Genomic DNA, 24223 nt, shown 5'->3' on the forward strand with positions numbered 1-24223 from the left:
CCTTAGCCAACCGCTCCTTCAATCTATCCGATTGAATAGACGCCGAAAAGTTTAGTTTTTGCAGTGCGGCAAACTATCATAAAAATTGTGTGTCTGTGGCCACGGAAACACGGCGCATGATGGAGAATTAGGCATTCTCGTCGGCTAGGCTGGTGAGCAGCGCCATGAGCCCCGTCTCTTCTACCAGTTCGGCGGCCGTCGGTAGCGAAAACCAGCCCACCTGGCGTTCCGAGGCTTCCTTCCAGGTGGGCAACTGGCTGGTGACATCCATGCGGTAGACTTCGACCCGAATGAGCTCCAGGCGGTCGACAAGGCGCTTCCAGTACAGGAACGAGCCAATGGGCTTGCGTCCCGTCTTTCCCTTGAGCCCGGCCTCCTCGAGAGCCTCGATCTCGGCGGCCACCCAGTCCTTGCGGTTGCGCATCGGCCAGCCCTTGGGAATGGTCCAGCGACGCGTCTCGCGGGTCGTGACGAGACAAACCTCCCATTGCCCGTCCCGCGAGCGGAGGGGCAGGGCGCCGACCTGATGTCGATTGGGGGCTGTCTTCGGCATATTGCGGTGGTCCGGACGGTATGGGTCAGAGCCCCATTTGCGCGCCGGACGGCTCGACAGGCGCCGCCGATTCGTCGGTAGCCTTACGAAAAGTCCGAACACGCGCATTGAGCGCGCGGTGAGTTCTACGAAGCGAGCCTTGCTGCGCATCTACAGCCCGACGAGAAGGCACAGCACGACTGTGCCCCAAATCGCGAGCAGGAAATGCGTGTGCTGAGCGCTTTGATGGCCGGCAAAGTAATGGAACCATTGGCCGCCGACAAGGAAAGCCGACCATATCATTGTAAAGCCCAGAACGCCGAGGGTCGCGATGACCTTTGCCGTCTCAGTTTCCAGAAGGCCAAGGGCCGCGCCGATCAAGGCGAGCGTGCCCGCCGCCATCACGGCGGCGACGATGCACTCCGCGATGACGATCGCCGCAAAGGCCAGGCGATGGAATGCGGGCGATTCGATTCGATGCGAACCGACGAGCTTGAACATGTCGGGGAACTCGGCCCGAAGTTGGCGCATGGCGATGACGTCGGCGACCATGTCGCGATTGGCGCGTGGAACTCGGACATTCTCGATGGCGCCCAGCGCAAGCCAGCCCGTCTGTGCCGCGACCAACAGCGCCTCGACCCACAGCGTCATGTGTTCCATGCTTATCCCCGGTACGGCATTTTCTCCGGCGGATTGTGCATTTGCCGCCTAGGTTGTGAAGTCCCCGTCTCGAGTCCGTGCCAAGGGGATCCCCTGCGAGCGGTCCGAATCCGGATGAACCAGCCGGGCTGAGTCCTTCCTTTCCGTGGCCCAATTCCGGGTAGGCAGCCCCGTGGCGAAATGCTAGGCAGAGCGATAGGGGCTGGGTCCGAGGGCGGGCGCTTGGGTGCATTGCGGCGACATCGGGGAACATATTGGGTCGCGCTCGTCGCGGCGTATGTCCTGCTCGCCCAGGCGCTGTTCGGAGCGCTCGCAACGGGCGCCAGCGCGGCGCCTGTCCAATTCGACCTCGCCGGCCATATCATCTGCGCGTCGCAAGGAGCCGAGCGGCTTCCCGGCGATTCGGCTCCTATCGGTCAGCATCACCTGCCGGACTGCTGCCTCGTTGGCTGCAGCATGTTCATGTCGGCGGCATTGCCGGCGCAAGGGGCCGCCGGCGTGCTGCGCCTGCCGGCTCGTCCCGCGACCATCGCCTTTGCGGTGCGTGAGTCCACGCATCGCGTTGCCGATCGTGGCGGCTCGCCGTCGAAGCCGCGAGCGCCTCCTATACCCGTCTGATATCGCCACGCTTTCCCCGGTGCCGTTGGTGCCGGAACGCGTCTGGCGCTTGCCATTTCGCCCGCTCGTAGCCCGCTCCTGAGAGCGGCGTCGTCGAGCGCGCCGATGGCCGGACTCCGCCGCCACCCCAGCACGGCCGTTGTCGCCTTGGGACTGGCTGCGCGGGCGTCCGCCCTGGCTTTCACCACCGCAGTCCCGACTGGCGGCGCTTTCCGGCGCCGCTGGCTCCCTATCATCCAGGAAGCTCATCATGAAGAAGTCGATACTTTCCGCCGTCGCACTGCTGGCGCTCGGCACCACCGCCGCCTCCGCGCACATCACGCTGGAGACCCAGGAGGCGCAGGTTCCGTCGACCTACAAGGCGGTGTTCCGCGTCGGCCACGGCTGCGAAGGCAAGCCGACCATAAAGGTCCGCGTCCAGATCCCGGAAGGCGTGATCGCGGTCAAGCCGCAGCCGAAGACCGGGTGGACGATCGAGAAGGTCAAGGGCAAGTACGAGAAGTCCTATGACTATTACGGCACGCCGACGACCGAGGGCGTCAAGGAAATCGTCTGGAGCGGCGGCAGCCTGGCTGACGACGAATATGACGAGTTCGTCCTCCGCGCTTACCTCACCGGCGATCTGAAGGTCGATACGACGCTCTATTTCCCCGTCGTTCAGGAATGCACCGACGGCGCGGCCGAGCGCTGGATCGAGATTCCGGCCGCTGGCAAGGTCGCCGACGATTATGAGACGCCGGCCCCAGGCGTGAAGCTGGTCCCGAAGAAATAAGATCCGGCAGGCGCGTCCTCGCCGGACGCGCCTGCTCCCTTCCCGGACAGGAGCCACTCCATGACGGCCATTGCACGCGCGACGAGAGCCATGCTGTTCGCGGCGCTCTTGGGCATCGCCAGCCTCCTGCAGATGCAAGCGGCCTTCGCCCATGCCTCGCTCATCGGCGTCGAGCCCGTGGATGGCTCCGTCATCGCCGCTGCACCGGCCTCCTTTTCCCTTTCCTTCAGCGAACCGACGTCGCCGCTGTCGCTGAAGCTGATCGGCCCCGGCGGTGCCGCGACCGCGCTGGATCGATACGCACTCCGCGACGCGACGCTCGATATCGTGGCGCCGGGCGGGCTCGCGAACGGGACCTATGTCCTGAGCTGGCGGGTGGTCTCGGAAGATGGCCACCCCGTTGGAGGCTCGTCCGTATTTTCGATCGGCGCGCCGAGCGCCAATGCGCCGCCTTCCGAGGCAGAGCTAGTCGACTGGCCGGTGCGCATCGCCATCTGGCTGGCCCGGCTCGGGACGTATGTGGGCCTGTTCCTGGGGGTTGGCGGAGCCTTCTTCCTCCATTGGATCGGCGGGAGGTCGCGCACCGCGACCTATTTCGGTACCGCATCCCTTTCGCTGGGCCTGGTAGCGGTTCCGGTCTCGATAGGTCTCCAGGGCCTCGATGCGCTCGGTGCATCACTGTCGGTCCTGTCGGATCCGATCGTCTGGAAGACGGGGTTTGGCACCAGCCTCGGCAGCCTGGCCTCCCTGGCCTTCGCAGCGTTGCTTTGCGGGCTGCTGGCCTTTCGGCTGAATGGGCTTGGAGGCCGGGTGATCTCGCTGATCGGCCTGCTGCTCGTGGGCGCTGCGCTGGCGGCGAGCGGGCACGCCAGCGCCGCGCATCCGCAATGGCTGACACGGCCAGCCGTGTTCCTGCACGCCGTGGGCATTGCGTTCTGGGCCTGTGCGCTTATCCCGCTGGCCGTGGCATTCGTTTCGCGGTCGGCCGACGCGCCCATGGTTCTGCGCCGGTTTTCCAAGGTCGTGCCGCTTGCCGTCCTGTCCCTCGTCGCGGCAGGCCTGCTGCTCGGCGTGATCCAGCTGGGGAGCATCGACGCGTTGTGGAGGACCGCCTATGGTGTGGTCTTCCTGGTGAAGCTGGCGCTGCTCGTGCCACTCTTTGCGCTCGCCGCTGTCAATCGCGTCTGGCTGACGACACCGGCGGAGCAGGGGGACGCACGGGCCGTCCTGCGCCTGCGCCGCTCGATCCTGGCCGAGATCGCGCTCGTCGTAGCGATTTTCGCTGTCGCTGGCGCATGGCGATTCACGCCGCCCCCGCGCGCACTGGCGATGGCGGCGGCGGCGCCGGCCTCGATCCATATCCACACGGAAAAGGCGATGGCCGATCTCACGATCACGCCAGGCCGTGCCGGACCGGTGCGCGCATCGATCGTGGTCATGACCGGTGACTTTGGCCCGCTGGACGCGAAGGCGGTGACGCTGGTGCTTTCCAACCCGTCCGTCGGGATCGAGGCCATACGTCGCCCCGCGACGAAGCCCGGCGACGGCACATGGCATGTCGATGAACTGACCCTCCCGGTCTCCGGCCGCTGGACGGCCCGAATCGACATTCTCGTCTCCGACTTCGACCTGGTGAAGCTCGAGGACACGATCGACATCCGCCCCTGACTCGGCCCGATGGGCCGTCAAAACCTGAGAGGAATCGACATGAGAATTCTGAAACTATGGTTCGCTGTTCTCGGCGCGATCAGCCTGATTAGCATCGCCAATCCCGCCTTCGCCGACGACACGCAGGATCAGGCGGCTGTCCGCAACCTGCTGATGGCAACCTTCGACAAGCCGGATGCCCGTCTCACCGTCGAGCCGGTCACGGTCGAGGGCGACGTGGCGGTGGCCGGGTGGGCGCAGGGCGACATGGGCGGCCGCGCATTGCTGCGCAAGAAGGATGGCACCTGGGCGCTGACCTTATGCAGCGGCGATGCGCTGAAAGAGGCGGTGGGCCTGAAAACCTTCGGCCTCAGCGCCGAGGCTGCCGATGCTCTTTCCGCCGCGATCGTCGCGGCGGAAGCCAAGCTAGATCCGGCCCTGGTTGCGAAGTTTTCGACATTCGACGGCGTCGTCATGATGGACGGAAGCGGCCATCATCCCCCGGCCGAGGATCACGGCAACGGGCAGCACAAGGGCTGAGCCCACCTCTACGGTGGACGATGGTTGCGGGAGCGCGAAGCACCTTGACTTCCCCCCGCATCCGGCCGCTGCTGTGGTGCCCATGGTTTCGGTCGGGAGTAGAGAACGCATCCGACCGGAAAGGGAACGAGGAAGGGCCCTAACGCCCGAAGCCTCGACCGCCCCCGCGACTGTGAGCGGCGAGCGGCCTGCCGAATGCCACTGAACCAAGCCTTTTCAAGGTGCGGTCCGGGAAGGCGGCAGGTCGCGGTGACCCGCGAGTCAGGAGACCGACCATGGGCGTTTGTTGAATCCAGGGCCGTCGGTGGGACGGCAGAAGGAACTTTCATGCATATCGAACCCGGACTGGTCGACGACAGCAAGATCTGGCTGTCTTATGTCACGGCCGCTGGCGCCGGCAGCTACACGCTGAAGCTGGCCTATGACGCGGTGAAGGAGCGGGGCGCGCTTTCGCTCCTCGGCCGAAGCGTCTTGACGACGGCGCTCGTCTTCTCGTTTTTCGAACTGCTGCCGCATTATCCGGTCGGCGTCTCCGAGGTGCATCTGATCCTTGGCTCGACGCTGTTCCTGATCTTCGGTGCCGCGCCGGCCGCCATCGGTCTGGCGCTCGGCCTTCTGATCCAGGGGCTGTTCTTTGCGCCGTTCGACCTGCCGCAATATGGCATGAACGTCACCACGCTGCTGGTTCCGCTCTTTGGGCTCTCGGCGCTGGCGCGGGTCGTCATCGCGCCCAACACGCCCTATGTCGCGCTCAAATACCGGCAGGCGCTGGCGCTCTCGACGGCCTATCAGGCCGGCATTGTTGTTTGGGTGGCCTTCTGGGCGTTCTACGGCCATGGCTTCACCGCTGAGAACGCCGGTGCGATCGCCTCCTTCGGCGGCGCCTATATGCTGGTGATTCTCATCGAGCCGCTCGTCGATCTCGTCGTGCTGGCTGCCGCCAAAGCGCTGCACGGACTGAAGGGCAACGGCCTCTTCGAGCGCCGCCTCTACGAAACGGCCTGACAATAGTCACGAAATGGCTGGCGGCTCCAAGGTGCCGCCAGCCTGTCGCGGAGCCGAAGGGGCTGGAGCCGCTGGTGTGACGGTGGTTGGCGAATCGTGGCGCTTGGCGTCCCACTTGACAGCCACCGAGCCCGGCGCCACCGCGCGGCGTCCATGTCTGAGGCGTCTCTATGGTGCCGGATGAGGGGATTGAACCCCCGACCTTCGGTTTACAAAACCGCTGCTCTACCGCTGAGCTAATCCGGCATTATCAGAGATTTCAACGCTATTTCAGTATCTTAACTCATATCCGGCACGCGGTAAACCGATTGTCGCGTGTCGTATTTCGTGACGGCCTATCGCCGCCCAGTCTTGGCGCTGGCGCCGTCTTCGCCGATGGCGTCCGCAGCGTCAAGGCCTTTGCGCTTAGCAGCCTCGGCTTCCTCCGGGGTCAGGAACTCCAGGTACATCTCCGTCGTCTTGATTGACGAATGGCGCAGGTGCTCCTTGAGATCATAGATCCCGCCGCCGCTGCGAAGGTACTCGACGGCATAGAGATGGCGCATGTCGTGGAAGCGGAAGCCGCGAAACGGCTGCCCGGATTTTCGTGCCGCCGTTTGTGCCGCCCGGCGCGCGCGGGAGAAGATGAAGGCGGCCTGTGTGATCGGCTTCCCGCCGTGGTGAAAGACCGCATCGCATTTCAGCGCGACAGGCTGCCGGGCGAAGATCGCCGATGCCTCGTCCGACAGGCTGATGGTCCGCTGCTTGCGACCCTTTCCCATGAGCAAGAGGCTGGACCTGGCCGGATCGAAGTCCTTCCGCTTGGCGGTTGCGAGTTCGTTCTGCCGCATGCCTGTGGCGCGCGCGGCGCGCAGCATCTCGGCATGGGCCGGTGCCAGACGAGAGAGGATGAAGGCATAGTCATCCTCGTGAGGCAGCACAATCGGGTCGCGGTGCTCCTTGAGCTTGCGCATCTTGTCCTGCGCCGGGTTGCCTTCGCGCCAGCCCTCATCCTCGGCGAAGCTGAACAGCGATGATATCGCCTGCAGGTCGCGGCGGATCGTTGCGTTGGTCACGCCGCCCTTCCGCCTGTCGGCGACGAAGGCGTTGATCTCTGTCTTGCCGATGGCGGCTATCGCCATGGTGCTGAAGTGCCGGCCGGCGATGGCGAGGGAATCGGCATAGCGCTTCACCGTTCGCGCGGATCCGACTTGCTGTTCGATATAGCCACCCCACTCAGTGACGGCGTCCATCCACGACCGGCTGTTCTCCGCGAACTTGGCGCTGCCGATGGCCTTCTGCCTCATTTCGGCGACCCGCCTTGCCGCAATCTTTGGAGAGTCTGTTCGTAGGCTCTCGCGGATTTCTCGGCCTGCAACGGCAAATCGCGCCCATAGCGTGTCTTTGCGCCAGTATGTGTGCTTTGGTGCCTTCGGTCGTTCAGGCATGTGGTCCGCTCCCTTATCCATAGCCGCAGCGCGGATTCGTCGAACGTCCAGAGCCTGCCGATCTTCATCGCCCCCGGAAGCTCTCCCCGCGCCGCCAGAGCTTGCACGGTGCGCACTTCAATGCCAAGGATCGCCGCGACGGCATCGGCTCGGATCCGCTCCGGCATCCTCTCGACGGCGGTCATGGCGTCATCCACGGTTCAAGGAGATCGGCCGCGCTCCGCAGGTCGGCCGCGGCCTGCTCGTGATGCCGCCGGGATTCCTCGGCAGACGACGGCGGCGAATATTTCGCGTTGCCCTTCCATGTATTCCGCGCGGCGAAATCGTCATGGATCTTGGCAAGCGCCCGTAGGCGATCGAATAGCGGGGCTGGACCAGGCTCGACGGCGGTCATGGTGAGGGGGCCTTGGAGGGAGCAGGTGCATCGCATCGGAAATGGCGATGAAGAGCCGGCGCGGCGTCATAATCGCCGTCCTCTTCATCGAAGGCGTCGTCTACGTCGTCGCTCCAGCACTCAGGTTCGTCACATCCGTCACATCCACATCCGCCGAAAAAATCCATACCGCAGCAGACGTTCCCGCAGGCGTTGCACATCTGCTACCCCTCCGTCTCGCGCGAGGTGGGGGTAAGAGCCGGACGAAAGAGAGAGCGGAGGGCGCCGATCGCCGCTGCGGCATAGGAAATCAAATCCGCCTTATCGACATCCGAGGCGTTGACGGTTTCAAAATCGTCCCAGTCCCTGCCGAAGGCGTTCTTCGCAATAGCGCGAGCGACAAGGCGTCGTGTCGCATCATCTTCTGGCGCCGTGGCCCACTGTTCAAGGTCGTCCGGCTGCGTCCCAGCGGCGCGGAGCCGGGAGAGCGCCGCAATGATCGCTTCGGCGTCGTGATGCGGCTCGGGTCCGCGCAAGAGGACCGCTTCTTCGCTCTCAAGAGACGCCAACGGCCCAAACATCTCGCCGATCGCATCGCGGACCATGCGCATCGCCGCCGCGTGAGCTTGGACGTTGTCGCGCCAAATCGTATCGGTCGCGCGGAGGCGGGAGAGCACCAGTTTGATCTCGTTCGGCACGCCCATGAGGAAATCGGTCGAGACGGAATCGGAAAGCCCGGCGCCAGCCTCCCGTCCGGCTTCGATCAGCGCGGCGCGGAGGCGGGAGAGTTCGGCTTCGGCAGCGATAGCTCGGGCTTCCCAATCAATATCCGGCTTGGCGATCGGCTCGTGCATCTTTTGGATGAGCGCGATCACAGCCACGTAGCCACCTTGAACCCGGTCGTAGGCCGCGTCGAACGCCTTCTGTGCCTCTTCCGAAACCTCGACTTCCTCAGGAAGGGAGAGATCGCTCAGCGCGATCAAAAACGCCTGCATGCATTCGATCAGATCATGGTGCCGGGCCTGCCGCTCGGTTGGCGTGCTCGGCCCCCAGCCGCGGCGAAGGCGGTCAAGTTCCTGCAGTTCGGTCGGAGACGCATTGTCCCATAACCGCATGATCTCGACGTTGCGAGCATAGGTGTGCTGCAGTTCGATGCGAAGATTTCGGATGAACTTGATGGCGACGCCCGGCTTCTGGACGCAGCCTAGTTCTTTGCAGATTTCGGCATACTCCGCCTCTGCCTTCTCCACGCGGGCCTCAAGCTCGGCGATGCGGGAATCGGGTCCGATGGCGCGGCTGTCGCTGGCGCCACAGCATGGGCACGGGAACATCAGCAGACCTCTTCGAAATAGCGGGTGAGCAGATCGTCAGTGAACGGCGGCGCCGTAGCGCGAATCGCTTCGGTTTCTGGCTCGTCCTCTCCGCCGCAGCAGAAGGTATCGAGATCGTCATCGGAGAGCGCGACCAACCAAGCGTCGATCGCCGGCAGAACGTCGCCTGGCTGCTTTGCCAGCCATTGCGTCATTTCACGGTTTTGCTGCACTTCGGATCGGTCGCGGTTGATGCCGCCATTGTCGAGCGCGATCAGCAGGCACGCGCGGGCTATGCCGGGATAGTCGGCCATCACCGCTCCTCCCTGTTCTGGCTGGCTGCCCATGCCTCCATCGCATCCGCGCATTGGCGCGCTTCGGAGACCTTGGCGAACTGCCTGGCGGTGACGGCTACCGCTTCGCGCTGATCGGCCCATTCGCGCACGAGACCAGGCGCCAACGGATCTCTAGCGAGCAAGATGAACATGGGTTCGTCCGGCTCGGCGTTGTGGTAGCAATCGAAGGCGCTTGGATTGTTCTTGGTGCCCATGGCTCACGTCTCCCCGTTCTGGCTGGGGTGCAAGTCTTCGAACCTGCCGTCTTCGAACTCGTCGCTGAAGCGCGCCCACAGCTTGCCGTCGTGCTCGGCCTGGTAGACGGTGAGGCGGCTACCCTCCCGTAGCGGCCTCCAGGCATCCGGCGTGAAGACGCCATCAGATGGCTTCGCCAATTGCGCCTCCGCCTCGCCGATCACGCGATAGGTCGAGCCGCGCTTCTTGTGGCGGACGCGGCGGCTGGCGGGCTGGGGCGCGGCGGCGAGAAGAGCCGCAAGTTCACGCTCTACGATTGCCAACTTCTGATCGACGTGTCCGACATAGGAGCCCAGACGGATGCGCCTGGACCGTTCCGCAAGGCACAGCGCGCCGGCACGTTCGAGATTGCGCTGCCTGGACTTCGGCTTCCACCAACGCGCATCCCATGGCCAACTGAGAGGCGTACCGTCCTTTTGGATCGGCGCTTCCTTGTCGGTCCCGTGCCACAAATAGATGCCGGCGACGCGCAGCAGATGGCCGTCCTCGTGCTCGTCATCGTGATCCGCCGTCCAGCCTTCGACTTCAATCTGCCGGAGACGTTCGCGCAGTATGAGCACCCTGGCAGCATTGATCGACGAGTCTTGCACCGCAGCACGAGCCTCGGCAGGCGCGGGCTCCAGCGCAAGGCTCTCCGGATAGTCCGCCGGATCATAGGGCTCGCCCGCGGGGATCGGATCGTCGGGGCCGAGCGGCTCGCCGGTGTCGATGTCTTTGACGTAGCCGTCGCGGTCCTCGCCGTAGCAGGCGCGATGGCCGAGCCCTTCATCGATGTCCGGCAGCACCATCTCGCCGCGGCGGAAGGGCTCCGCGCAGATGAAACACCGATGGATATTCGGGGAGGCGCCCGGGCGCCTCGGAATGCCATTGATGGCCGCGTCGGCCTTGCGGAAGGTGCCGATCGCAAGGTGCGGAAGGTCGTATCCGCCGAGGGCGAGCGAGATGAGATCGTCGTCTTCGTACCCCTCGGTCTCGGCGCAGATCAGGCGGCCGATGTCCGCAAAAGGCTCAAGGGCGGATCTCAGGGCACTGATGTGGAGCGGGGAGGTAGGCTTGGACTGCTCGGCGAGGGCGGAGCGTATGTCGCGCTCTCGCCTCGGCCGGAGATTGTCCAGCGCCGATACGATCGCTCTGTTAGCCGCGCAATCGAGCCTCGGATCGGCATAGGCAGCGCGAAACTCGTCGAAGCAAGAAAGTGCCTTGGCCGCGACCGGCTCTGCGGGCGCGCTGGCGGGAGGGGTGCGGGCCTTGAAGTGCGAACGGATGCGATCCGCCATGATGGCGAAGACCTCCCCCGCTGCGCGGTTCTCGATCCCGATGATCGGCCGCGTCAGCGATTCAGGGGCTCCCGGCTCCGCATCCATGCTATTCGCGAATGCGCGGAGGGCGGTGACTCGGATATCCAAACGGCGGGCGCCGGCTTCGAACTTGGCGACGGTAGCGGCATCATCGCCACTGTATAATTTTCGGACCTCGGCGGCAGCCCACTCGTCATTTTGGGCAATCTCCTCGATCTCTTCCTTCGTGAAATCAGTCATGGCTCTTGTCCTTGGGCTGGAGGAGGGCGCGGGCGCCCTTGATCGCCCCGCGAATTGTGTTGGCGGTGCACAGAAGCTCCCATTCGCGATCGTTCACACCACCGGAGACGAGGTGCGCTTCCCATGCCGACTTTTCGTCGAACCGGTTAAGGCCGATCTCGACAGTCGGGTTCGCTTCCAGCCAATTGAGCAGAGATGTGTCCACCTCCAGCTCCTTCACCCGCGCTTCGAGGGCGGTGACGCGGGCTTCGGCGGCCCATCTGGAGTTGATGCTTTTCGCGGCCTTTTCCGTTGCAGCATTCAGCATCCCGGAGAGCATTTTTACCTCCGTCTCCAGGTCGGCGATGCGGCTGGAGTCGGTCATGGCTTCTGGCCTTCCTTGCTGGCGGCGGCTCGACACGCTGCAATGATGAACTCCGCGAGAGCGTCCTGAGCGGCTCGGGCGGGCTCGAAACTGAGGCCAAGTGCTCCGTGGCCCTTGCCGGTCAGGTAGCCCCAGCCACGAATATCGATGACGAGCGTGTCGCCGCCTTTTGCCGACGCGCCCACGATTTGAGAACCGAGCTGGTCGTAACGCCACGTGTCAGGGTGTGGGACCGGGGAAATAGGCCAGATCGATGTCGGAAGATCGCTCATTGCGTCACCTCGGGTGATCAGCCGGCCAGCCGGCCATATGCGCCCGCTCATGGGCGAGGATGCTGCGGCGCCACATAGTGGGCGTGCAGCCTGGATAGCGGCCTGGAGGCGGGTTGGCGGCGATCAGGACGCGATAGGCGATCACGGTGCGGCCGAGCAGGATCGATGTCGTACAGCCCACGGCCTTGTCCGTGCCGGAGCTCCGGCATTCGCGGGCAACCCTGGTCGCGACGACATAGTGCGGGCCGTCGATGCCGAGCTTGATCTCGCGGCCTCGGCTGTAGCGGGCCGGCGGGATCTCGATGCCGCAGATGTCGCGCGGTACGGGCAGGTGCGGCACGGCGGGGAGGGCGAGGGCCGGGGAGGCGGCAAGGCAGAGGATGATGGCGAGGGGGAGCCGCATGGTCATGCGGCTGCCCGCACTGGCTCTAGCTGAAACACGCAATAGCCCGGCTCTACGCCGAACTGGCCGCCCTGCAGGAACCAGCCGATGCGGAACGTCAGATCCCGGAATTCGCCGTCGTAGTCTCTAATCGGGCCGGGATCGCCCGTCATGATGCGGCGAAGGATCACTGTGTCGCCCGGCTGAAAGAACCGATCGTTGCGCCGAACTTCGAAGCGCTTGTCGCCGCGTTCGACCGCGTCCCATGCTCCAGCAACGGTCTTCAGAATATGCTCAGCCATGTCATTCACCACTGGCTTTGAGGAAGGAGAAGGCGAGGGGAGCGCGGGTCATTCCGCCGCCTCCAGAAACAGCGGCAGCGCGGCTTCTTCCTCGCCGTCCTCGATCTCTGCCGGGATATAGTTCGCCGCGACGAGGGCGCGGGCCTCGGTCGGGCAGACGGCGTTGCCGCACATGTAGCCCTGCTGCTCCAGCGTGAAGGCGATCCGGTTTCCGTGCTCGTCGATGCCATGGTCGATGACGTAGCCGGGCGGGAAGCCGTTGGCGTTGAAGCGCTCGCGCGGGGTCAGCATCCGCATGCCGATATCGACAAGGACGAGCATGACACCCTCGACCTCGATCGTGACGAACTCGCCGCCGTCCCAGCAACCCTCGGCCCGCAGGAAATCGGCGACGGCGCGGGCGCGCGGCTCGTGATCGGCCGAGAACGGCGGCACGGCGGCCAAGGCCTCGACGAGGCCGAAGCGGTCGCGCGTCGTCTCCGTCCGTCCCGGCGTGTCGACCGGCTCGCCGTCCTGCTCATTGCCGTAATAGACGGTCATCAGCGGCAGCGAGACGAGGGCGTCGTGCTGACCCTGCGCCGAGTTCGTGCGCGCCGGCTCGTCGGCCGGAGCATCCCGCCGGTCGCTGCCGCGCAGTGACAGCATCGAGGCGGCGACGAGCTGCTGTGTCGAGCCCTTGCCGACGATCGTGCTGATCGGCTTTGGCAGTTCATGGCCGACAAGCCCGGTATTGTGCTGGGCGACGAAGGAAGCGGCCAGCATGGCCGATTTCCCGCCGCCGCCCGCCGTATCCGTGCCGTTCGGCGCTTCCGCCGACCCGCCGACCGAATTGCCGAACTGGCGCTGCACATGCACCGCCACCAGCGTCTCGGCGGCGCCATCGGCGACCAGCGTTCGCCCCGGATGGTCTGCCGGCGAGGACGGCGCGCCAGAATCGCGCATCGTCATCATGTGGACAGCCGCGAGCGATCCCTCATTGCCGGTCGGCACCGGCGTCGGACCCGGACGATCGGCTGGTGCCGTGCGCGGTTCCTGCCCCTCGCGCTCGCCATAGCGCGGGACGAGATAGGGTGCGAGCAGCACATTCTGGTCCTTCGCCGAGGCTGTGAAGGTGTGCGCCGGATCCTCGGCCGACCGGATGCCGCCGCCCTGCTGCGCATAGGCCAAGACAGGCGCGACCAAACCCATTGGCGCCGCGCCGCCGCCATGCGTCTCGCTGGCATGCGGCGTGATCGTATGGGCCGGCTCGACCACAGGATGGCCGATAGAGTTCTGGCGAAACTTGGTGACGAAGGGCGTCACCAGCGCATCGTCGCGCTTGCCCGTCATAGCCCCGGCCGGCGCCTCGGCCGAACGGTCCCGCGCCTCGCCCCGGGCCGTGTGGTTGACCTTGACGAGGAACGGCTTCGGCGCGTCCAGCACATAGCGCTTCACGCCCTTGGCGACGCGGCTCATCGTCTTCGGCGCCAAAGGCCGCTTGGCGCGGACGCCGTGCCGCTCGCGGATCTCCGCGACGCTGGCGAAGATCGACGGACAGGGCAGACCGAAATCGAGGCAGTCGGCCACCGTCACCCAGGGCCTCAGAGCCCCTGCCGAGATCGCCGCCGCATCGGCGGCATCGTTCGGATTGCCGAATTCGCGCTCCGGCCAGACGATCGGCTGGCCGTCGCGGCGCATGATCATGTAGAGCCGCTTGCGGATCGTCCCCGACCCGCTCCACCATGCGCGCCGCTGCCGCCATTCGATGTTCGTGTAGCCGAGCGCCCGCCAGGCGGCGACAAAGGCCTTGAAGGTCTCGCCCTTGCGTCCGGCCTCACGCCGCCCGTCCTCGCCGAGCGGACCCCAGTCGACATATTCCTCGACATTCTCGAGGAAGACGACGCGCGGCCGCTGCCGCTTCGGCAGGGCCTTGACCCAGCCGACGATCGCCCAGCCGATGCCTCGCGTCGTCCGGCCGGCTTCGCGGCGCGGCGCGGCGCCCTTGGCCTTGGAATGATCGGTGCAGTCCGGCGACATCCACAGCATGCCAATCGGCCGCCCGGCGCACATGCCGACCGAATCGACGGTCGCGACGTCCTGGACCATATGGCGCGTGCCGGGATGGTTGACGCGGTGCATGGCAAGCGCGAAGGGGTCATGATTGACCGCGATGTCCGGATCGCGCCCGAGCGCCATGCAGATGCCCTCGGAAGCCCCGCCGCCGCCGGCAAAACTGTCGATTACCAGCTCACGCATTGCTCGCCTCCCGATTGCGGTTCAGTTCGGCCGGCGCGAATAGGTCAGTGAGCCGCGCGATGTTGCCGTTGATGGTCACGATCCCGTTGTCGCGAAGCTCCTTCCACGCGGCGTTCCAATGACCGCCTCGAGGCTGCATGCCGAGCTGCTCGGCGATCCATTCCTTGGTGCCCTGGCGTCCGCCGAGGCCGTCGCGGCTCTCGCCGAAGAGGAAGCGGAGGATCTTCGGCGCGGCGCCCGATAGCGACGCCGCCCACATGTCGACAATTGCGGCAGGATCGCTGACCGATTCCGCCGCACCCGGCGACGGGTTCGCATGCTCGATCAGGCCATCGCGTTCGATGATGTAGCCGCCGTCGATGATGGCCTTCCGGCCGGCATTGAAGTGGCCGCCGCGCGCCTTCAGACCGGCGAGCGTCGCGACCTGCTGCCAGGACCGACGCACCGGCGGATTGGTGTCCAGCACGGCCAGCATCTTGCGGGCAGCGCTGTTGAGAGCTCCATCCGCGCTCGCCACCGCGGATGGCTTGGGGCCGGCGCCTGATGTCGGCCGGTGGTTCCCCTCGGGGCCTGCATCTTTCCGACCGTCGTCGGCGACGAGCGAGCCCGCTGGTATTTCTTGAATGCGCAGCGCGTCCAGCGCCGACCTCATCCGAGTGAGCGCGAGCGCCTGGCCTTGCACGACGCCGCGCTTCTCGCCTTCCGCCAAGCCGCGCTGATAACCGCGTTGTTCCGCTGCCGCTAGATCGGCTGCTGTGGCCTTGGTCGGCTCGATCGCCTTGGCGCCCACAGCGCCCAGCGCGGCCCGGATCGCCGCAACATCAACCCTCGCAACAGCCCGGGCCTCGACCAGCTTCTTGCCGGGCTCCGGCGTCTTCGACGTGTCGAGCGTCCTGATGAGAGGAAAGGTCTTGCGCTTCAGGATGTCGGCGCCAGGGGACCAGATCCAACCCTCGCCCCGCGCCAGCTTGGGCAGGCTGGCGAGAACGTCCTTGGCCATGTTCTCGTCGGCATTGCCCTTCACCCAGCCTTCGATCGCCTTGCGGTCCTGAGGGCTGCGAAGCCCCATGGCGATCAGAGTGGCGATCTGGCTCAGCACGCTCTTGTCGAGCACGGCCGGCCGCTGCGTGATCGTCATCAACCGGAAGCCCTTCACCCGGCCCCGGCGAGCGATCTTGTCGACGGCGCCCTTGAGACGTTCCGCACCCGGGACCGGGTTTTGCGGAGCAAAGGCATCGGCCTCGTCGATGACGAGAAGGAGTGCCTCCCTGTTCTTCGCGAACAGGGTCTCGAAGAACGGCGTCATCAGCTTGATCGTCTCGCCGCCGGTCAGGTCGCTGGTGTCGACGATCGAGGCTTGGACAAGACCGTCCGCGATGACGGCGCCGAGCGCGGCGCCATCCTCTGTTGTGATGGGAAAGTCGGCGCGGTCGCCGCCGAAGATCGTGACCGGAAAGGCGGGAGCCTCGCCATCTGCCGTCGTGCGGAGTCCGTACCAGACCCCCAGCGGGTCGATGATGCAGACCCGACGGCCACGCGCGAGCAGATCCTCGACGATGCCCTTTGCGGCATAAGTCTTGCCGGACCCGGTGGTGCCGACGATCGCGATGGGCTCAATGATCGGGGTTGTGAGCGTCATCGGGCCATCTCTAGACTTGGGGTGACATGGCTCGACCGTCCGACCGAGGCGCACAGTTCGACGACCCGCCGGCACGTTGCGGCATCCATCATTCCGATGTGGCAGTCGGCGGCTTCGATGCCGAGCTGATCAGCAAGCCAGGCATAGCCGGCGCCGCGAGCCGCCTTTTTCGAGCAACCATCGCGCTCGATCTTCGCCTTCCACAGGCGGTCGAAGGCGGCGTGGGCCGCACTCTTGGCCTGACGAAGTTCAGCGGTGGCCAGAATCCCCAACGGTCGTGTCGTACCGTCGTGGCAGCCGACCCAGGCGCTGCATGGAACGCAGCGATAGAATTGCTTCGCAGCGAGGTCGGGACGATGCGGATACATTGTCGCGCCGGTGACCAGTTCCGCCGCCTTGCCGCAATAGGTGCAAGGCACGATCCCGTCGCCCACCAGATGCTCTCGCCGACTTCTCCGCTGGCTCACGGCACCAGCCTCCCGGCATCGATCGTCAGGGGGAAGAACCCCCGCGCCAGGCCGCCGATTTCGACAAGGCGGGCCGCAACCGGAATGGCCGCCGGATCGGCGTCGCGGTGGTGGCGCAGGATCCGCATGGCGCCGTCGGCCGTGCGGGCGTAGCCGATCGGCTTCATGGCCGGCCACATGGCGGCGGGGAGGGGATAGACGGGAGCTTGGCGCATCAGCGGACTTCCCTTCTCGGACGATGAAAGCTGTTGCCGGCTGCCCAAGCGACCAAGTCGGCGAATCGCAGCGCATCGGCGCGGGTCAGAACCAGCTCGGCATCGCCGATGGTCACCGTTACGGTCCCGTCCTTTGTCGGAGCGGCCGTGATCTCGATCTCAGAGGCAGGGGCGTCGCTCATTTGATTTCCCAGAAGTCGCGATCGATGGATTTCGCCCGCCACGCCTTCCGTGCCGCGGCGATTTCCTCGGCGGCGTCCCAATAGGCGTAACGAACTGCCGACCGGGCTTCGCGAACGAGGCGCGCCACGACGGCATACGCGACGATGAACGGAAGGAAGATGCAGATCGCGATGCGAACCCACATGGCTCAGAACCGGATTTCGTCGGCGACGGCAGGCGCCGGTACCGGGCGCGCCATCGGGGTCGTTGCCGGCTGGGCACGATCGAGGCAGGCGAAATAGATCGCCGTCGAAGCATCGACATCGGCGAGCGCCGAGTGCGCGTTCTCCAGGTCGTTGCCGAAGAAGAACCGATAGGCCTCGGCGAGCTTCGGCATCTTCGCGGTGTAGCGGCCCGCCGCCATCATCCTGTCGGTCGGCGCCATGTTGACGATCGGCGTCGCCATGCGAGCCGAGCACTTCACGGCTCCGTCCTTCCATTCATCGGCGCGATCGTGGCCGACATGGCGCATGTACGCGATGCGCAGGATCCGGTCGTCGAAGCTGGCATTGTAGGCGAGCCGGAATTCGGCCTGCCGCCACATGTCGTCAAAGGCCGCCAATGCCTCGTGCTCCGGAATACCTTCGGCCAGGGCGCGTTCCGTCGTGATGCCGTGGATTGCCGCGACCTCATCCGGGATCGTCCAGCCATCCGGCTTGATGATCGTGTCGAGTGTATGCACCGGTACCCGCGTCTCGATGTCGATCAGGCGGGCGCCGATCTGCACGATATGCGGTTGGTCGGGGTGCTCGGACGGCTCCTTGAACAAGGGCAGACCAGAGGTCTCGACATCGAAGGACAGAAATATGCGGCCCATAGGGGAATCCTCTCTGGTCAGGTCTCGGTCATGGCGATTTCGGCGACAGGCGGCTGGACCGGCGGCATCGGGTCGTCGCCGTCGTCAGCGACGGGCTCCGGCTCCAGCAATTCGATCCGATTGAGATCGGCCGTTACCGGCTTCGGCGCGCCGTCGAGCTTGATCCACGCGCTGTCGGTCGCGATCGCCAGGATGGTCCCGGCTCCGGCGTCGCAACGGACCCGCTCGCCTACAGCGAAGGCGCGGCGCACCACCGCCTCGATCTGCCGCGGCTCGAGTAGCAGCGGCGAATAGGAGCCTTCGACCTTCAGGTGGACATAGGTGTCCGCACGCCGCTTGGGCGCATAGGTGACGGTGGCGAGCACGGCGACAATGTCGCCTTCGCGCAGGCGGATTTCGACGGTGAGCGGCATGACTACAAACCCTCCTCTTGTGGCGCCCATGCCTCGGGCTGATCGATCGGAAAGCCGTTCTCGTCATCGACCCAGCCTTCCCCGAGGCGGGGTCCGCCGCCTGGATGACTGCGCTCCGGTTTCCACCTGATCGAGTTCCTCACATCGTCAGGGAACAGCCCAATGATGATGCTGCCGTCTTGCGGCGCGTCGTGGATCGGCCGGCAGTCGATATCGACATGTTCGAAGATGGATGCGACGCGAGCGCCGCAGGTTGGGCAGCGGTCGGCCATAATCAGCGATCCCCCGGAAAGTCGAAGCCTGCGCCTTCGGCTTCGGCCACTTCATCGACCGATTCCTCGGTGACTGCGTCGTGGCCGGCGAACCAGGCTCCGACGATCTCGGGGCCTGCCGCCTTCACGTCATCGGGAACCTCGCTGCGCTCCTTTCCGGACTGCGCATCGGCCCGGCCGCGATCCATGGCGACGGATGCCGTCAGGTGCGCGGTCGTCTTGGCGGAAGCGGCCGAGGCGCGGCGCTGCGGGGCGGTCGCGCCGGCCTCGGCCTTCGCCGACGTCTCCGGGGCCTTGGAGACGTCGGGGTTCTTGTCTTCGGGCTGATTCTTGTCTTCGCTGACGACGCCATCGGCATCGTGGGCCGGCGTCTTCGCATCCGCCTTGCCAGCCTTGGCGAGCTTGTCCAGACCTTCGGCGAGGTTTTTTGGCTTCTCGCCTGGCGCCGCCGGCTTCGGGAACATCTCCTCGACCGTTGCCTCGCCGCTCTTGAGCGCGGAACGCATGCCGGTCAGCGTGCCCATATGCTCAAGGGTGAGGTCATCGAGGCCACCGATGCCGAGCGCTGCGCAAACCTGCTCCGGGGTCACCCCGAACGCTGCGAATGCCTTCATCACGAGGTCGCGGCGCTCCGCCAGCGTCTTGATGTCGCCCGCGATCACCTGTTCGACGGCGGCATACGCCTTGCGCCAGACTGCCTTCGGAACGGCGCCGAGGATGGCGTTCCGCTTGGCGATCGAGCACGCGGCATTGCCGGTGACGACGATCATGTCGTCGTTCAGCAGGTTGCCGCGCTTGTCCGAGATCCGGCGCCGGACGCGCGCCGTCGTTGCCGCATTGGTCTCCAGATCATGGAAGACGCCTTCGGCCTCGACGTATTTCTCGATCCGATCGACATGCACGACGCGGGCGCCGACGCGACAGTTTCCCCACTGGCTGGCGATGATCTCGGCGAGGCGAACGCTCGGACCCTTGATCGGCTTCCCGCCGCGAGGAAGCGCGTAGACGCACTCTTCCGCGCTTTCCTCGTCAATCGTCGCGAGGCTCATGATGTTCTGTACCGCCCGCGTCACGCTGCGGGGGTAGGCGTGTGCCGTCGTGATTTGCTGATCGACCTCGGCCCGGGCGAGGCTCACGGCCAGGCTCTGGTTCCCGGCAGCATAGCCGGACGGCAGGCCGGCGACGACTTCGCCGTCTTCATTGATGGTTTCGACTGCCTGTCCGGCCATGGTCTGAATCTCCGATTGAAGGGATGGAGCCGTGCCGCCGCTCAGCGGCGCTTGGCCTTGAAATCCTCGAAGAACTCGATTCCGGGGATCGCCCGCGAGCCCTTGTTGATGCGCGTGAACTGGCGCAGCGCCTTCTCGATCACGTCGCTGCCGATGAAGGCGCCGAGCGGGCCAAGCGTCGCCAGCAGCGCATCGGGATCGACGACGCGGAATGCCCATTCGGCCTTGGCGCCGTCGAGAACGACCGGCGCGATCTCCAGCCGCTCGGCGCGCTCCGCTGCGGCCTCGGCCTTGTCTTCGGCCTTGGCGGCGGCGGTCGGACGCGCGGCGGCGGCCTGGCGCTCGGCGATCTCGCGCTGGCGCTGCTCTTCCTCGCGGGCCTTGCGCGCTTCTTCCTCGCGACGGCGGCGTTCCTCAGCGGCCAATTCGCGGGCGCGGTCATCCTCGACGCCGATGAAGAACTTCATCATCTTCTCGGCGCGGTCCTTGAGCGGGCGGAAGAAGTCGTCGACATCGCGCGACGCCTGCAGGTGCGGCTCCTTCTCCTGGACGCGGATGCCATCGGCCTTCTTGAAGAAAGCGGACGCCTCCTTGCGGATGGCGACGACGGCTTCGCCGGTCGCCTCGTCGATGATCTTGCGCGGCGCCGCATTGGCACGCTCGGCGATCTTCTCTACCTCGGCGATCAGGTCGGCATGGTCGAGCGCCAGCCGATCGGCAAGCGGGGGATGGTTGGCGCCGATATGTTCGAGCGGGTTCGCGGCAAGCACTGCGGACATCAGAATTCTCCCTGGTAGGCGGCGACCGAATGGATCGGCCCGGCCTTGATGCGGATGGATCGGTAGGAGGATGGCGCGACCGAATAGGCTGCGCGGTTCACGGTCTTCGCGGTGATGACACGGCCGTCCGCGAGCCTGCCGGCGGCGGCGTTGCCGAGCTTCGACAGGAACGCGGCCTTAATGATCTTGAGGCTGCGATCGACCGCAGCCTTCTCGGCGGCAAGGCTTTCGTACTCGTCGACGAGCTCCGGAAGTTCGTTGTCGCCGGAGAGATCGATCGTCTCGCCGTTGTCCTGGCCGAACATCGCGGCGATGGTCTCGCCGTCGCGGGCGAAGTCCGGGTCCGGTGCCGTGCCGGCGTCGACCATGGGCCAGAACCGGGCCGCGGCCTCTCGGACGCGATCCACGATGCCTGGATGAATCGGGACATCGACGATATGCAGTTCGAGGCCGGCGCCGACGACAAGCGCACCGATCGCGGCCCATGACGCGCCGGATAGGTGCGCGTCGAAAATGGCCTGGACACCAATCCACAGCGGCGGGACGACGTCTTGGGTATCGGGGTCGCGCCAACCCTCGCGGAAGATGCGGCCGTCGACGCTCTTGATCTGGACGACGCCGTATCCGGCCCGATCGGGATCGATCACGAAGGCGTCCGGCGTTGCCGAAAGCCGCGCGCCCCGATCCACGAAATACATGCCGCCCGGCATCGGGTTGGCGATGACCTTCCAGCGCGGGAAATCCTCGCGCAGCAGTTCGATCGCGACGGGCTCCAGGTGGCGGCCGCGGCGCATGGCGGGCGTCTCTTCCGGGTCGGCCTCGATCGCGCCGGACTTCAGCGCCCATTGCTCATAAAGCGTCGTGTAGCTGTGGACACCCAAGAGAGCCCCGACGACCGATGCGCCGATATTCGGCCGGCGCGCGGCAAGCCAGGCGTCGCGGCTCTTCGGCTTGATGATGTCGACGGAGGCGGGAACGCGGAACCTCATCACCGCCCCCCGTCGAGCTTCGCGACGACATCGGCCGCAATCGGCCCAATGCGTCGGAATGGATAGACCGGGTCGGCCTCGTCTTCGTCGGTGACGAGCTCGCTCATGGGCTCATCCTCGGAAGGATTGGCCTTGAAGCCGTAGTGGACGCGAAGCGCGATTATGATAACGAGCGCGCATAGGCCGCCGATGATCACGACGCTGAGGATGGTATCGCCAGACATGATCAGGCGTCCTCCGGTTCGATGCCGGAGAGCGCGAGGAATTCGCGGCCGATATGATCCTCGGAGAGCATGGCGATCGCGGCGTCGCGGGGCTCGACGCCGGCCTCATAGGCGTCGGCATATTCCCAATCGCGGAAGTCGTCGCGGCCGAAGGCGGTGAGCTTCTGTACCTCGGCGTCGATGAGCTTCAGCCATTCCTCGAAGGCGAGCGGTCCGGCTTCGAAGTCGACGAGATCTTGGGCGAGGATGTCCATCACGCCGCCTCGCTCGCTGCCGGGCACGGCGCGAATGCGGTATCGCGGCGAAAGCCATGGGCCTCCCATCGCGCCAGCATCGCCGCGGCAAAGGTGCGGTGCTCCGGCGTGATCTCGCCGGCCGGCTCGCCGCAGAGATCGACGCGATGCGCGGCGGTGACGACGGCGAGGAAATAGGTCGGGCCCCGCGTGTAGTCCTTCAGGAAGAAGGCGAGATGCGGCCTTGGGATTTCAGGAACCGCCGCAGCGATATCGTCGAGGATGCCGATCTTCAGCGGCTTCTTCGGCTGGCGGCGCGGGACAATCGCATCCGGGAACCGCTCGACCAGGACGGCGCGCGTCCTCTCGGCGTAGCGGCGCAGATGCTTGGCCGGCTTCCAGAGTGCGGGGAGCTTCATATCGCCATCCTCCAATCCGAGGCCGGCATTTCCGCCTCATGGATCGGCACGACCTCGACGTGGACGAACCGGCGGAGATAGCGCAGTGCCAGCCGGGCCTCGCGAAGGGCGACCATCCGGCCGGGGCTGGCGAGATAGGCTTGCGGGCTCCGGGCCAATTGGCGCTCAAGGTCGATACGGGCTTCGGCGCGCTGCAGGCGGCCGGCGATGGAGGCCGGCACCGGGCCATAGAGATCGGGGCGCAGGGCTCGCTCGATCCGCCAGGGCTGATCGACCATCAATCGGGCGCCAGCCTTGACCTCGATGCGGATGGCGCGACTGGCCCGGGCGATCAGCGCCCGTTCAAGATCGGCCTGCGGCAGGGAGAGAAGGGAACGGGGGAGCGCGGACATCGCCGTCACGCCGCGCTGCGACGGAGCGGAACGGCCACGGAAGCCGCAGCGTCGATCTCGGCCGTCAGCCAATCGCGAAGTCGGCGAGCCTCGGCCAGGTCAAGACGGCGGATGGCCGTGAAGCCGTTGCCGTCGAGCACCATCTTGAACGGCTGCCCAACGAACAGATCGTCGGTCGCGAATTGCGCGCGGCACAGGGCGCCGGCGTGCTCGGCTTCGCGGAGAACGAGGGGGTTCTTCATCAGCGCCTCCCCTCAAGCCGCGACGCGAAGGATTGCGAGGCGGGCATGGTCGGCGCTCGTCAGGCGATCCTTGGTCTCGATTGCGAGGATGGCGGAGCGGCGCGCCGCGACGGCGGCGTCATAGCCGGGAGCCGCTTGCTGGGCGGCGATCTCATCGGACCAGAACAGCGCCTCTTTCGCGTTCTTCCACTGCTGCCGGAGGCGGAGGGCGAAGACCGTGCTGTAGGGAACGCCGGGACGGGCGATCATGCGGGCCTCGGCATGGGCCTTGCGCAGGATCTCGGCGACGTCGTAGCGGCTGGCCATTTCTGATCTCCATCGGCGCCGGGTGGCGGCTGATGGAGGGACAATACGATACGGATTGGATTGCGTCAATACACTTCGGATTATTTGCTGATAGATAAATCCGATAGGGATTTTCTAGGCGAATGAAAAAGCCCGCCGGAGGGGCGGGCTTTTCTAATCTGGGTCAATCGGCGATCAAGAAGGATGCTTGTCTCGAACAGTCTCGCGAGCAGCCGGAACTCCGGCCAGAACCGCGAACCGCTCCCACGCACCGACGTGCTCGATCTTCTCTTCGATTTCGCGCACCATGCGCTCGACCGCATCGACCCTAGCCTCGACGGCATCAATGCTGGTGGCTACTGCGCGCAGTTCTTTCAGCAGTGTTGCCTTTTCGGCTGCCTGACGCTTGCTGGCAGAACCAGGCGCGGGCACATCCATGCCTCGCCGTTTGGCGAGATCAATCCACTCCTCGATAGCCCGCTGAATGGCGACGGCAGCCTCTCCCGGAGTCTCGCCGTCGCTCATGCATCCGAGAAGGTCAGGGGCCAGGGCCACATAGCCTCCCCCGTCGTCCTCCGAGAGAGGAGCAATAACAATGGGATAATCCATGTTTATCTCCCTTTCTTCCGTGCGACTTCGTGCGCATCAATCATCGATACCAGTGCCGAAATGTAGACTGGCTTAATGGGTTTGCGCGCTACAATTGTCTGGTGTCCGGCCAGATAGAGGCTAATCGCCTTGAAGTGCGAGCCTCCGCCTGACGGTGGTTCAAGCTCTATATCGTGCAAAGCGCACAGCTTTGCCACGTCGTCAATCGTC

General features: G+C 65.5%; 37 protein-coding genes, 1 tRNA gene and 1 riboswitch. Of the genes, 5 read left to right on the forward strand and 33 right to left on the reverse strand.

Annotated features, from left to right (window positions below; translation table 11 throughout):
• Positions 1-127: 127 nt before the first annotated feature.
• Entirely contained in the window at positions 128-553 is a 426-nt protein-coding gene (locus OSH05_RS21770) for an NUDIX hydrolase (protein ID WP_104220577.1), read from the reverse strand.
• 150 nt (positions 554-703) lie between these two features.
• Positions 704-1192, reverse strand: a complete 489-nt coding sequence (locus OSH05_RS21775; protein ID WP_104220578.1) for a DUF2165 family protein — start codon at positions 1190-1192, stop codon at positions 704-706.
• Between the two features lie 222 nt (positions 1193-1414).
• Here OSH05_RS21775 and OSH05_RS21780 point away from each other — a divergent pair, with 222 nt between their 5' ends.
• The 5 genes from OSH05_RS21780 to OSH05_RS21800 all read left to right on the forward strand — a co-directional run bounded on the left by OSH05_RS21780 (position 1415) and on the right by OSH05_RS21800 (position 5774).
• A complete protein-coding gene (locus OSH05_RS21780; protein ID WP_133163146.1) occupies positions 1415-1810 on the forward strand; it encodes a hypothetical protein in 396 nt (131 codons plus the stop codon).
• A 250-nt stretch (positions 1811-2060) separates the two neighbouring features.
• Positions 2061-2582 (forward strand): YcnI family copper-binding membrane protein, encoded by a 522-nt coding sequence (locus tag OSH05_RS21785; protein WP_104220580.1) that lies wholly within the window; start codon positions 2061-2063, stop codon positions 2580-2582.
• A gap of 60 nt (positions 2583-2642) precedes the next feature.
• Complete coding sequence (locus OSH05_RS21790) at positions 2643-4250, forward strand: copper resistance CopC/CopD family protein (protein ID WP_104220581.1); 1608 nt, start codon at positions 2643-2645, stop codon at positions 4248-4250.
• A gap of 39 nt (positions 4251-4289) precedes the next feature.
• On the forward strand, positions 4290-4769 hold the full coding sequence (locus tag OSH05_RS21795; RefSeq protein WP_104220582.1) for a copper uptake system-associated protein: 480 nt from the start codon (positions 4290-4292) through the stop codon (positions 4767-4769).
• Between the two features lie 66 nt (positions 4770-4835).
• A riboswitch (cobalamin riboswitch) is annotated at positions 4836-5061 on the forward strand.
• Between the two features lie 35 nt (positions 5062-5096).
• On the forward strand, positions 5097-5774 hold the full coding sequence (locus tag OSH05_RS21800; RefSeq protein ID WP_104220583.1) for an energy-coupling factor ABC transporter permease: 678 nt from the start codon (positions 5097-5099) through the stop codon (positions 5772-5774).
• Positions 5775-5945: 171 nt separating this feature from the next.
• Here the strand turns inward: OSH05_RS21800 and OSH05_RS21805 are convergent.
• The 31 genes from OSH05_RS21805 to OSH05_RS21955 all read right to left on the reverse strand — a co-directional run bounded on the left by OSH05_RS21805 (position 5946) and on the right by OSH05_RS21955 (position 24013).
• Positions 5946-6020: transfer RNA gene (locus tag OSH05_RS21805), tRNA-Thr, on the reverse strand.
• An 89-nt stretch (positions 6021-6109) separates the two neighbouring features.
• Positions 6110-7060, reverse strand: a complete 951-nt coding sequence (locus tag OSH05_RS21810; protein WP_165801678.1) for a tyrosine-type recombinase/integrase — start codon at positions 7058-7060, stop codon at positions 6110-6112.
• A complete protein-coding gene (locus tag OSH05_RS21815; protein WP_104220585.1) occupies positions 7057-7386 on the reverse strand; it encodes a helix-turn-helix domain-containing protein in 330 nt (109 codons plus the stop codon). Before OSH05_RS21815 ends, OSH05_RS21810 begins: the two co-directional genes overlap by 4 nt.
• Entirely contained in the window at positions 7383-7595 is a 213-nt protein-coding gene (locus OSH05_RS21820) for a hypothetical protein (protein ID WP_104220586.1), read from the reverse strand. Before OSH05_RS21820 ends, OSH05_RS21815 begins: the two co-directional genes overlap by 4 nt.
• Positions 7596-7798: 203 nt before the next feature.
• Complete coding sequence (locus OSH05_RS21825; protein WP_104220587.1) at positions 7799-8905, reverse strand: hypothetical protein; 1107 nt, start codon at positions 8903-8905, stop codon at positions 7799-7801.
• Positions 8905-9198, reverse strand: a complete 294-nt coding sequence (locus OSH05_RS21830) for a hypothetical protein (RefSeq protein ID WP_104220588.1) — start codon at positions 9196-9198, stop codon at positions 8905-8907. The genes OSH05_RS21825 and OSH05_RS21830 overlap by 1 nt, the downstream gene beginning before the upstream one ends.
• Entirely contained in the window at positions 9198-9434 is a 237-nt protein-coding gene (locus tag OSH05_RS21835) for a hypothetical protein (RefSeq protein ID WP_104220589.1), read from the reverse strand. The genes OSH05_RS21830 and OSH05_RS21835 overlap by 1 nt, the downstream gene beginning before the upstream one ends.
• 3 nt (positions 9435-9437) lie before the next feature.
• Positions 9438-11012, reverse strand: a complete 1575-nt coding sequence (locus tag OSH05_RS21840; RefSeq protein WP_207778800.1) for a hypothetical protein — start codon at positions 11010-11012, stop codon at positions 9438-9440.
• The gene (locus OSH05_RS21845) at positions 11005-11376 is read right to left on the reverse strand and encodes a hypothetical protein (protein WP_104220590.1); all 372 of its coding nucleotides are present in this window, start codon (positions 11374-11376) and stop codon (positions 11005-11007) included. The genes OSH05_RS21840 and OSH05_RS21845 overlap by 8 nt, the downstream gene beginning before the upstream one ends.
• Positions 11373-11648, reverse strand: a complete 276-nt coding sequence (locus OSH05_RS21850) for a hypothetical protein (RefSeq protein ID WP_104220591.1) — start codon at positions 11646-11648, stop codon at positions 11373-11375. Before OSH05_RS21850 ends, OSH05_RS21845 begins: the two co-directional genes overlap by 4 nt.
• A gap of 4 nt (positions 11649-11652) precedes the next feature.
• The gene (locus tag OSH05_RS21855; RefSeq protein ID WP_104220592.1) at positions 11653-12057 is read right to left on the reverse strand and encodes a hypothetical protein; all 405 of its coding nucleotides are present in this window, start codon (positions 12055-12057) and stop codon (positions 11653-11655) included.
• Positions 12054-12332 carry a DUF3850 domain-containing protein gene (locus OSH05_RS21860; RefSeq protein ID WP_104220593.1) on the reverse strand — a complete coding sequence of 93 codons (279 nt, stop codon included), beginning with the start codon at positions 12330-12332 and terminating at the stop codon, positions 12054-12056. Before OSH05_RS21860 ends, OSH05_RS21855 begins: the two co-directional genes overlap by 4 nt.
• A gap of 48 nt (positions 12333-12380) precedes the next feature.
• Positions 12381-14567, reverse strand: coding sequence for a DNA cytosine methyltransferase (locus OSH05_RS21865; RefSeq protein ID WP_104220594.1), 2187 nt, complete (start codon positions 14565-14567; stop codon positions 12381-12383).
• Complete coding sequence (locus tag OSH05_RS21870) at positions 14560-16206, reverse strand: ATP-binding protein (RefSeq protein ID WP_104220595.1); 1647 nt, start codon at positions 16204-16206, stop codon at positions 14560-14562. The genes OSH05_RS21865 and OSH05_RS21870 overlap by 8 nt, the downstream gene beginning before the upstream one ends.
• Positions 16203-16673 (reverse strand): zinc-finger-containing protein, encoded by a 471-nt coding sequence (locus OSH05_RS21875; protein WP_207778801.1) that lies wholly within the window; start codon positions 16671-16673, stop codon positions 16203-16205. The genes OSH05_RS21870 and OSH05_RS21875 overlap by 4 nt, the downstream gene beginning before the upstream one ends.
• Entirely contained in the window at positions 16670-16888 is a 219-nt protein-coding gene (locus OSH05_RS21880) for a hypothetical protein (protein ID WP_104220597.1), read from the reverse strand. The genes OSH05_RS21875 and OSH05_RS21880 overlap by 4 nt, the downstream gene beginning before the upstream one ends.
• A complete protein-coding gene (locus OSH05_RS21885; protein ID WP_104220598.1) occupies positions 16888-17070 on the reverse strand; it encodes a hypothetical protein in 183 nt (60 codons plus the stop codon). The genes OSH05_RS21880 and OSH05_RS21885 overlap by 1 nt, the downstream gene beginning before the upstream one ends.
• A complete protein-coding gene (locus OSH05_RS21890) occupies positions 17067-17255 on the reverse strand; it encodes a hypothetical protein (RefSeq protein WP_104220599.1) in 189 nt (62 codons plus the stop codon). The genes OSH05_RS21885 and OSH05_RS21890 overlap by 4 nt, the downstream gene beginning before the upstream one ends.
• Before the next feature lie 3 nt (positions 17256-17258).
• Positions 17259-17927 (reverse strand): 3'-5' exonuclease, encoded by a 669-nt coding sequence (locus OSH05_RS21895; protein ID WP_104220600.1) that lies wholly within the window; start codon positions 17925-17927, stop codon positions 17259-17261.
• A 17-nt stretch (positions 17928-17944) separates the two neighbouring features.
• Positions 17945-18340 (reverse strand): hypothetical protein, encoded by a 396-nt coding sequence (locus OSH05_RS21900; protein WP_104220601.1) that lies wholly within the window; start codon positions 18338-18340, stop codon positions 17945-17947.
• 2 nt (positions 18341-18342) lie between these two features.
• Positions 18343-18612 carry a hypothetical protein gene (locus tag OSH05_RS21905; RefSeq protein WP_104220602.1) on the reverse strand — a complete coding sequence of 90 codons (270 nt, stop codon included), beginning with the start codon at positions 18610-18612 and terminating at the stop codon, positions 18343-18345.
• Between the two features lie 2 nt (positions 18613-18614).
• Entirely contained in the window at positions 18615-19841 is a 1227-nt protein-coding gene (locus OSH05_RS21910; protein ID WP_104220603.1) for a hypothetical protein, read from the reverse strand.
• 41 nt (positions 19842-19882) lie between these two features.
• The gene (locus OSH05_RS21915) at positions 19883-20620 is read right to left on the reverse strand and encodes a hypothetical protein (RefSeq protein WP_104220604.1); all 738 of its coding nucleotides are present in this window, start codon (positions 20618-20620) and stop codon (positions 19883-19885) included.
• The gene (locus OSH05_RS21920) at positions 20620-21609 is read right to left on the reverse strand and encodes a YqaJ viral recombinase family nuclease (RefSeq protein WP_104220605.1); all 990 of its coding nucleotides are present in this window, start codon (positions 21607-21609) and stop codon (positions 20620-20622) included. The genes OSH05_RS21915 and OSH05_RS21920 overlap by 1 nt, the downstream gene beginning before the upstream one ends.
• On the reverse strand, positions 21609-21833 hold the full coding sequence (locus OSH05_RS21925) for a hypothetical protein (protein ID WP_104220606.1): 225 nt from the start codon (positions 21831-21833) through the stop codon (positions 21609-21611). The genes OSH05_RS21920 and OSH05_RS21925 overlap by 1 nt, the downstream gene beginning before the upstream one ends.
• A 2-nt stretch (positions 21834-21835) precedes the next feature.
• On the reverse strand, positions 21836-22087 hold the full coding sequence (locus OSH05_RS21930; RefSeq protein WP_104220607.1) for a DUF5419 family protein: 252 nt from the start codon (positions 22085-22087) through the stop codon (positions 21836-21838).
• Positions 22087-22485: a ProQ/FINO family protein gene (locus tag OSH05_RS21935; protein ID WP_104220608.1), complete on the reverse strand. Its 399-nt coding sequence runs from the start codon at positions 22483-22485 to the stop codon at positions 22087-22089. Before OSH05_RS21935 ends, OSH05_RS21930 begins: the two co-directional genes overlap by 1 nt.
• Positions 22482-22877, reverse strand: a complete 396-nt coding sequence (locus OSH05_RS21940; protein WP_104220609.1) for a hypothetical protein — start codon at positions 22875-22877, stop codon at positions 22482-22484. Before OSH05_RS21940 ends, OSH05_RS21935 begins: the two co-directional genes overlap by 4 nt.
• Positions 22878-22882: 5 nt before the next feature.
• Positions 22883-23119, reverse strand: a complete 237-nt coding sequence (locus tag OSH05_RS21945; protein WP_104220610.1) for a hypothetical protein — start codon at positions 23117-23119, stop codon at positions 22883-22885.
• Between the two features lie 12 nt (positions 23120-23131).
• Entirely contained in the window at positions 23132-23425 is a 294-nt protein-coding gene (locus OSH05_RS21950) for a hypothetical protein (protein WP_104220611.1), read from the reverse strand.
• A 174-nt stretch (positions 23426-23599) separates the two neighbouring features.
• Entirely contained in the window at positions 23600-24013 is a 414-nt protein-coding gene (locus OSH05_RS21955; RefSeq protein WP_104220612.1) for a type II toxin-antitoxin system HicB family antitoxin, read from the reverse strand.
• Positions 24014-24223 lie beyond the last annotated feature (210 nt).

Source organism: Kaistia algarum, from assembly GCF_026343945.1.
Taxonomy (GTDB): domain Bacteria; phylum Pseudomonadota; class Alphaproteobacteria; order Rhizobiales; family Kaistiaceae; genus Kaistia; species Kaistia algarum.

What these genes read in the sequence shown, in the direction of transcription:
- OSH05_RS21770 (WP_104220577.1), bottom strand. Translation starts at nt 553, where the DNA reads ATGCCGAAGACAGCCCCCAATCGACATCAGGTCGGCGCCCTGCCCCTC.
- OSH05_RS21775 (WP_104220578.1), bottom strand. Translation starts at nt 1,192, where the DNA reads ATGGAACACATGACGCTGTGGGTCGAGGCGCTGTTGGTCGCGGCACAG.
- OSH05_RS21785 (WP_104220580.1), top strand. Translation starts at nt 2,061, where the DNA reads ATGAAGAAGTCGATACTTTCCGCCGTCGCACTGCTGGCGCTCGGCACC.
- OSH05_RS21790 (WP_104220581.1), top strand. Translation starts at nt 2,643, where the DNA reads ATGACGGCCATTGCACGCGCGACGAGAGCCATGCTGTTCGCGGCGCTC.
- OSH05_RS21795 (WP_104220582.1), top strand. Translation starts at nt 4,290, where the DNA reads ATGAGAATTCTGAAACTATGGTTCGCTGTTCTCGGCGCGATCAGCCTG.
- OSH05_RS21800 (WP_104220583.1), top strand. Translation starts at nt 5,097, where the DNA reads ATGCATATCGAACCCGGACTGGTCGACGACAGCAAGATCTGGCTGTCT.
- OSH05_RS21810 (WP_165801678.1), bottom strand. Translation starts at nt 7,060, where the DNA reads ATGAGGCAGAAGGCCATCGGCAGCGCCAAGTTCGCGGAGAACAGCCGG.
- OSH05_RS21815 (WP_104220585.1), bottom strand. Translation starts at nt 7,386, where the DNA reads ATGACCGCCGTCGAGAGGATGCCGGAGCGGATCCGAGCCGATGCCGTC.
- OSH05_RS21820 (WP_104220586.1), bottom strand. Translation starts at nt 7,595, where the DNA reads ATGACCGCCGTCGAGCCTGGTCCAGCCCCGCTATTCGATCGCCTACGG.
- OSH05_RS21825 (WP_104220587.1), bottom strand. Translation starts at nt 8,905, where the DNA reads ATGTTCCCGTGCCCATGCTGTGGCGCCAGCGACAGCCGCGCCATCGGA.
- OSH05_RS21830 (WP_104220588.1), bottom strand. Translation starts at nt 9,198, where the DNA reads ATGGCCGACTATCCCGGCATAGCCCGCGCGTGCCTGCTGATCGCGCTC.
- OSH05_RS21835 (WP_104220589.1), bottom strand. Translation starts at nt 9,434, where the DNA reads ATGGGCACCAAGAACAATCCAAGCGCCTTCGATTGCTACCACAACGCC.
- OSH05_RS21840 (WP_207778800.1), bottom strand. Translation starts at nt 11,012, where the DNA reads ATGACTGATTTCACGAAGGAAGAGATCGAGGAGATTGCCCAAAATGAC.
- OSH05_RS21845 (WP_104220590.1), bottom strand. Translation starts at nt 11,376, where the DNA reads ATGACCGACTCCAGCCGCATCGCCGACCTGGAGACGGAGGTAAAAATG.
- OSH05_RS21850 (WP_104220591.1), bottom strand. Translation starts at nt 11,648, where the DNA reads ATGAGCGATCTTCCGACATCGATCTGGCCTATTTCCCCGGTCCCACAC.
- OSH05_RS21855 (WP_104220592.1), bottom strand. Translation starts at nt 12,057, where the DNA reads ATGACCATGCGGCTCCCCCTCGCCATCATCCTCTGCCTTGCCGCCTCC.
- OSH05_RS21860 (WP_104220593.1), bottom strand. Translation starts at nt 12,332, where the DNA reads ATGGCTGAGCATATTCTGAAGACCGTTGCTGGAGCATGGGACGCGGTC.
- OSH05_RS21865 (WP_104220594.1), bottom strand. Translation starts at nt 14,567, where the DNA reads ATGCGTGAGCTGGTAATCGACAGTTTTGCCGGCGGCGGCGGGGCTTCC.
- OSH05_RS21870 (WP_104220595.1), bottom strand. Translation starts at nt 16,206, where the DNA reads ATGACGCTCACAACCCCGATCATTGAGCCCATCGCGATCGTCGGCACC.
- OSH05_RS21880 (WP_104220597.1), bottom strand. Translation starts at nt 16,888, where the DNA reads ATGCGCCAAGCTCCCGTCTATCCCCTCCCCGCCGCCATGTGGCCGGCC.
- OSH05_RS21885 (WP_104220598.1), bottom strand. Translation starts at nt 17,070, where the DNA reads ATGAGCGACGCCCCTGCCTCTGAGATCGAGATCACGGCCGCTCCGACA.
- OSH05_RS21890 (WP_104220599.1), bottom strand. Translation starts at nt 17,255, where the DNA reads ATGTGGGTTCGCATCGCGATCTGCATCTTCCTTCCGTTCATCGTCGCG.
- OSH05_RS21895 (WP_104220600.1), bottom strand. Translation starts at nt 17,927, where the DNA reads ATGGGCCGCATATTTCTGTCCTTCGATGTCGAGACCTCTGGTCTGCCC.
- OSH05_RS21900 (WP_104220601.1), bottom strand. Translation starts at nt 18,340, where the DNA reads ATGCCGCTCACCGTCGAAATCCGCCTGCGCGAAGGCGACATTGTCGCC.
- OSH05_RS21905 (WP_104220602.1), bottom strand. Translation starts at nt 18,612, where the DNA reads ATGGCCGACCGCTGCCCAACCTGCGGCGCTCGCGTCGCATCCATCTTC.
- OSH05_RS21910 (WP_104220603.1), bottom strand. Translation starts at nt 19,841, where the DNA reads ATGGCCGGACAGGCAGTCGAAACCATCAATGAAGACGGCGAAGTCGTC.
- OSH05_RS21915 (WP_104220604.1), bottom strand. Translation starts at nt 20,620, where the DNA reads ATGTCCGCAGTGCTTGCCGCGAACCCGCTCGAACATATCGGCGCCAAC.
- OSH05_RS21920 (WP_104220605.1), bottom strand. Translation starts at nt 21,609, where the DNA reads ATGAGGTTCCGCGTTCCCGCCTCCGTCGACATCATCAAGCCGAAGAGC.
- OSH05_RS21925 (WP_104220606.1), bottom strand. Translation starts at nt 21,833, where the DNA reads ATGTCTGGCGATACCATCCTCAGCGTCGTGATCATCGGCGGCCTATGC.
- OSH05_RS21930 (WP_104220607.1), bottom strand. Translation starts at nt 22,087, where the DNA reads ATGGACATCCTCGCCCAAGATCTCGTCGACTTCGAAGCCGGACCGCTC.
- OSH05_RS21935 (WP_104220608.1), bottom strand. Translation starts at nt 22,485, where the DNA reads ATGAAGCTCCCCGCACTCTGGAAGCCGGCCAAGCATCTGCGCCGCTAC.
- OSH05_RS21940 (WP_104220609.1), bottom strand. Translation starts at nt 22,877, where the DNA reads ATGTCCGCGCTCCCCCGTTCCCTTCTCTCCCTGCCGCAGGCCGATCTT.
- OSH05_RS21945 (WP_104220610.1), bottom strand. Translation starts at nt 23,119, where the DNA reads ATGAAGAACCCCCTCGTTCTCCGCGAAGCCGAGCACGCCGGCGCCCTG.
- OSH05_RS21950 (WP_104220611.1), bottom strand. Translation starts at nt 23,425, where the DNA reads ATGGCCAGCCGCTACGACGTCGCCGAGATCCTGCGCAAGGCCCATGCC.
- OSH05_RS21955 (WP_104220612.1), bottom strand. Translation starts at nt 24,013, where the DNA reads ATGGATTATCCCATTGTTATTGCTCCTCTCTCGGAGGACGACGGGGGA.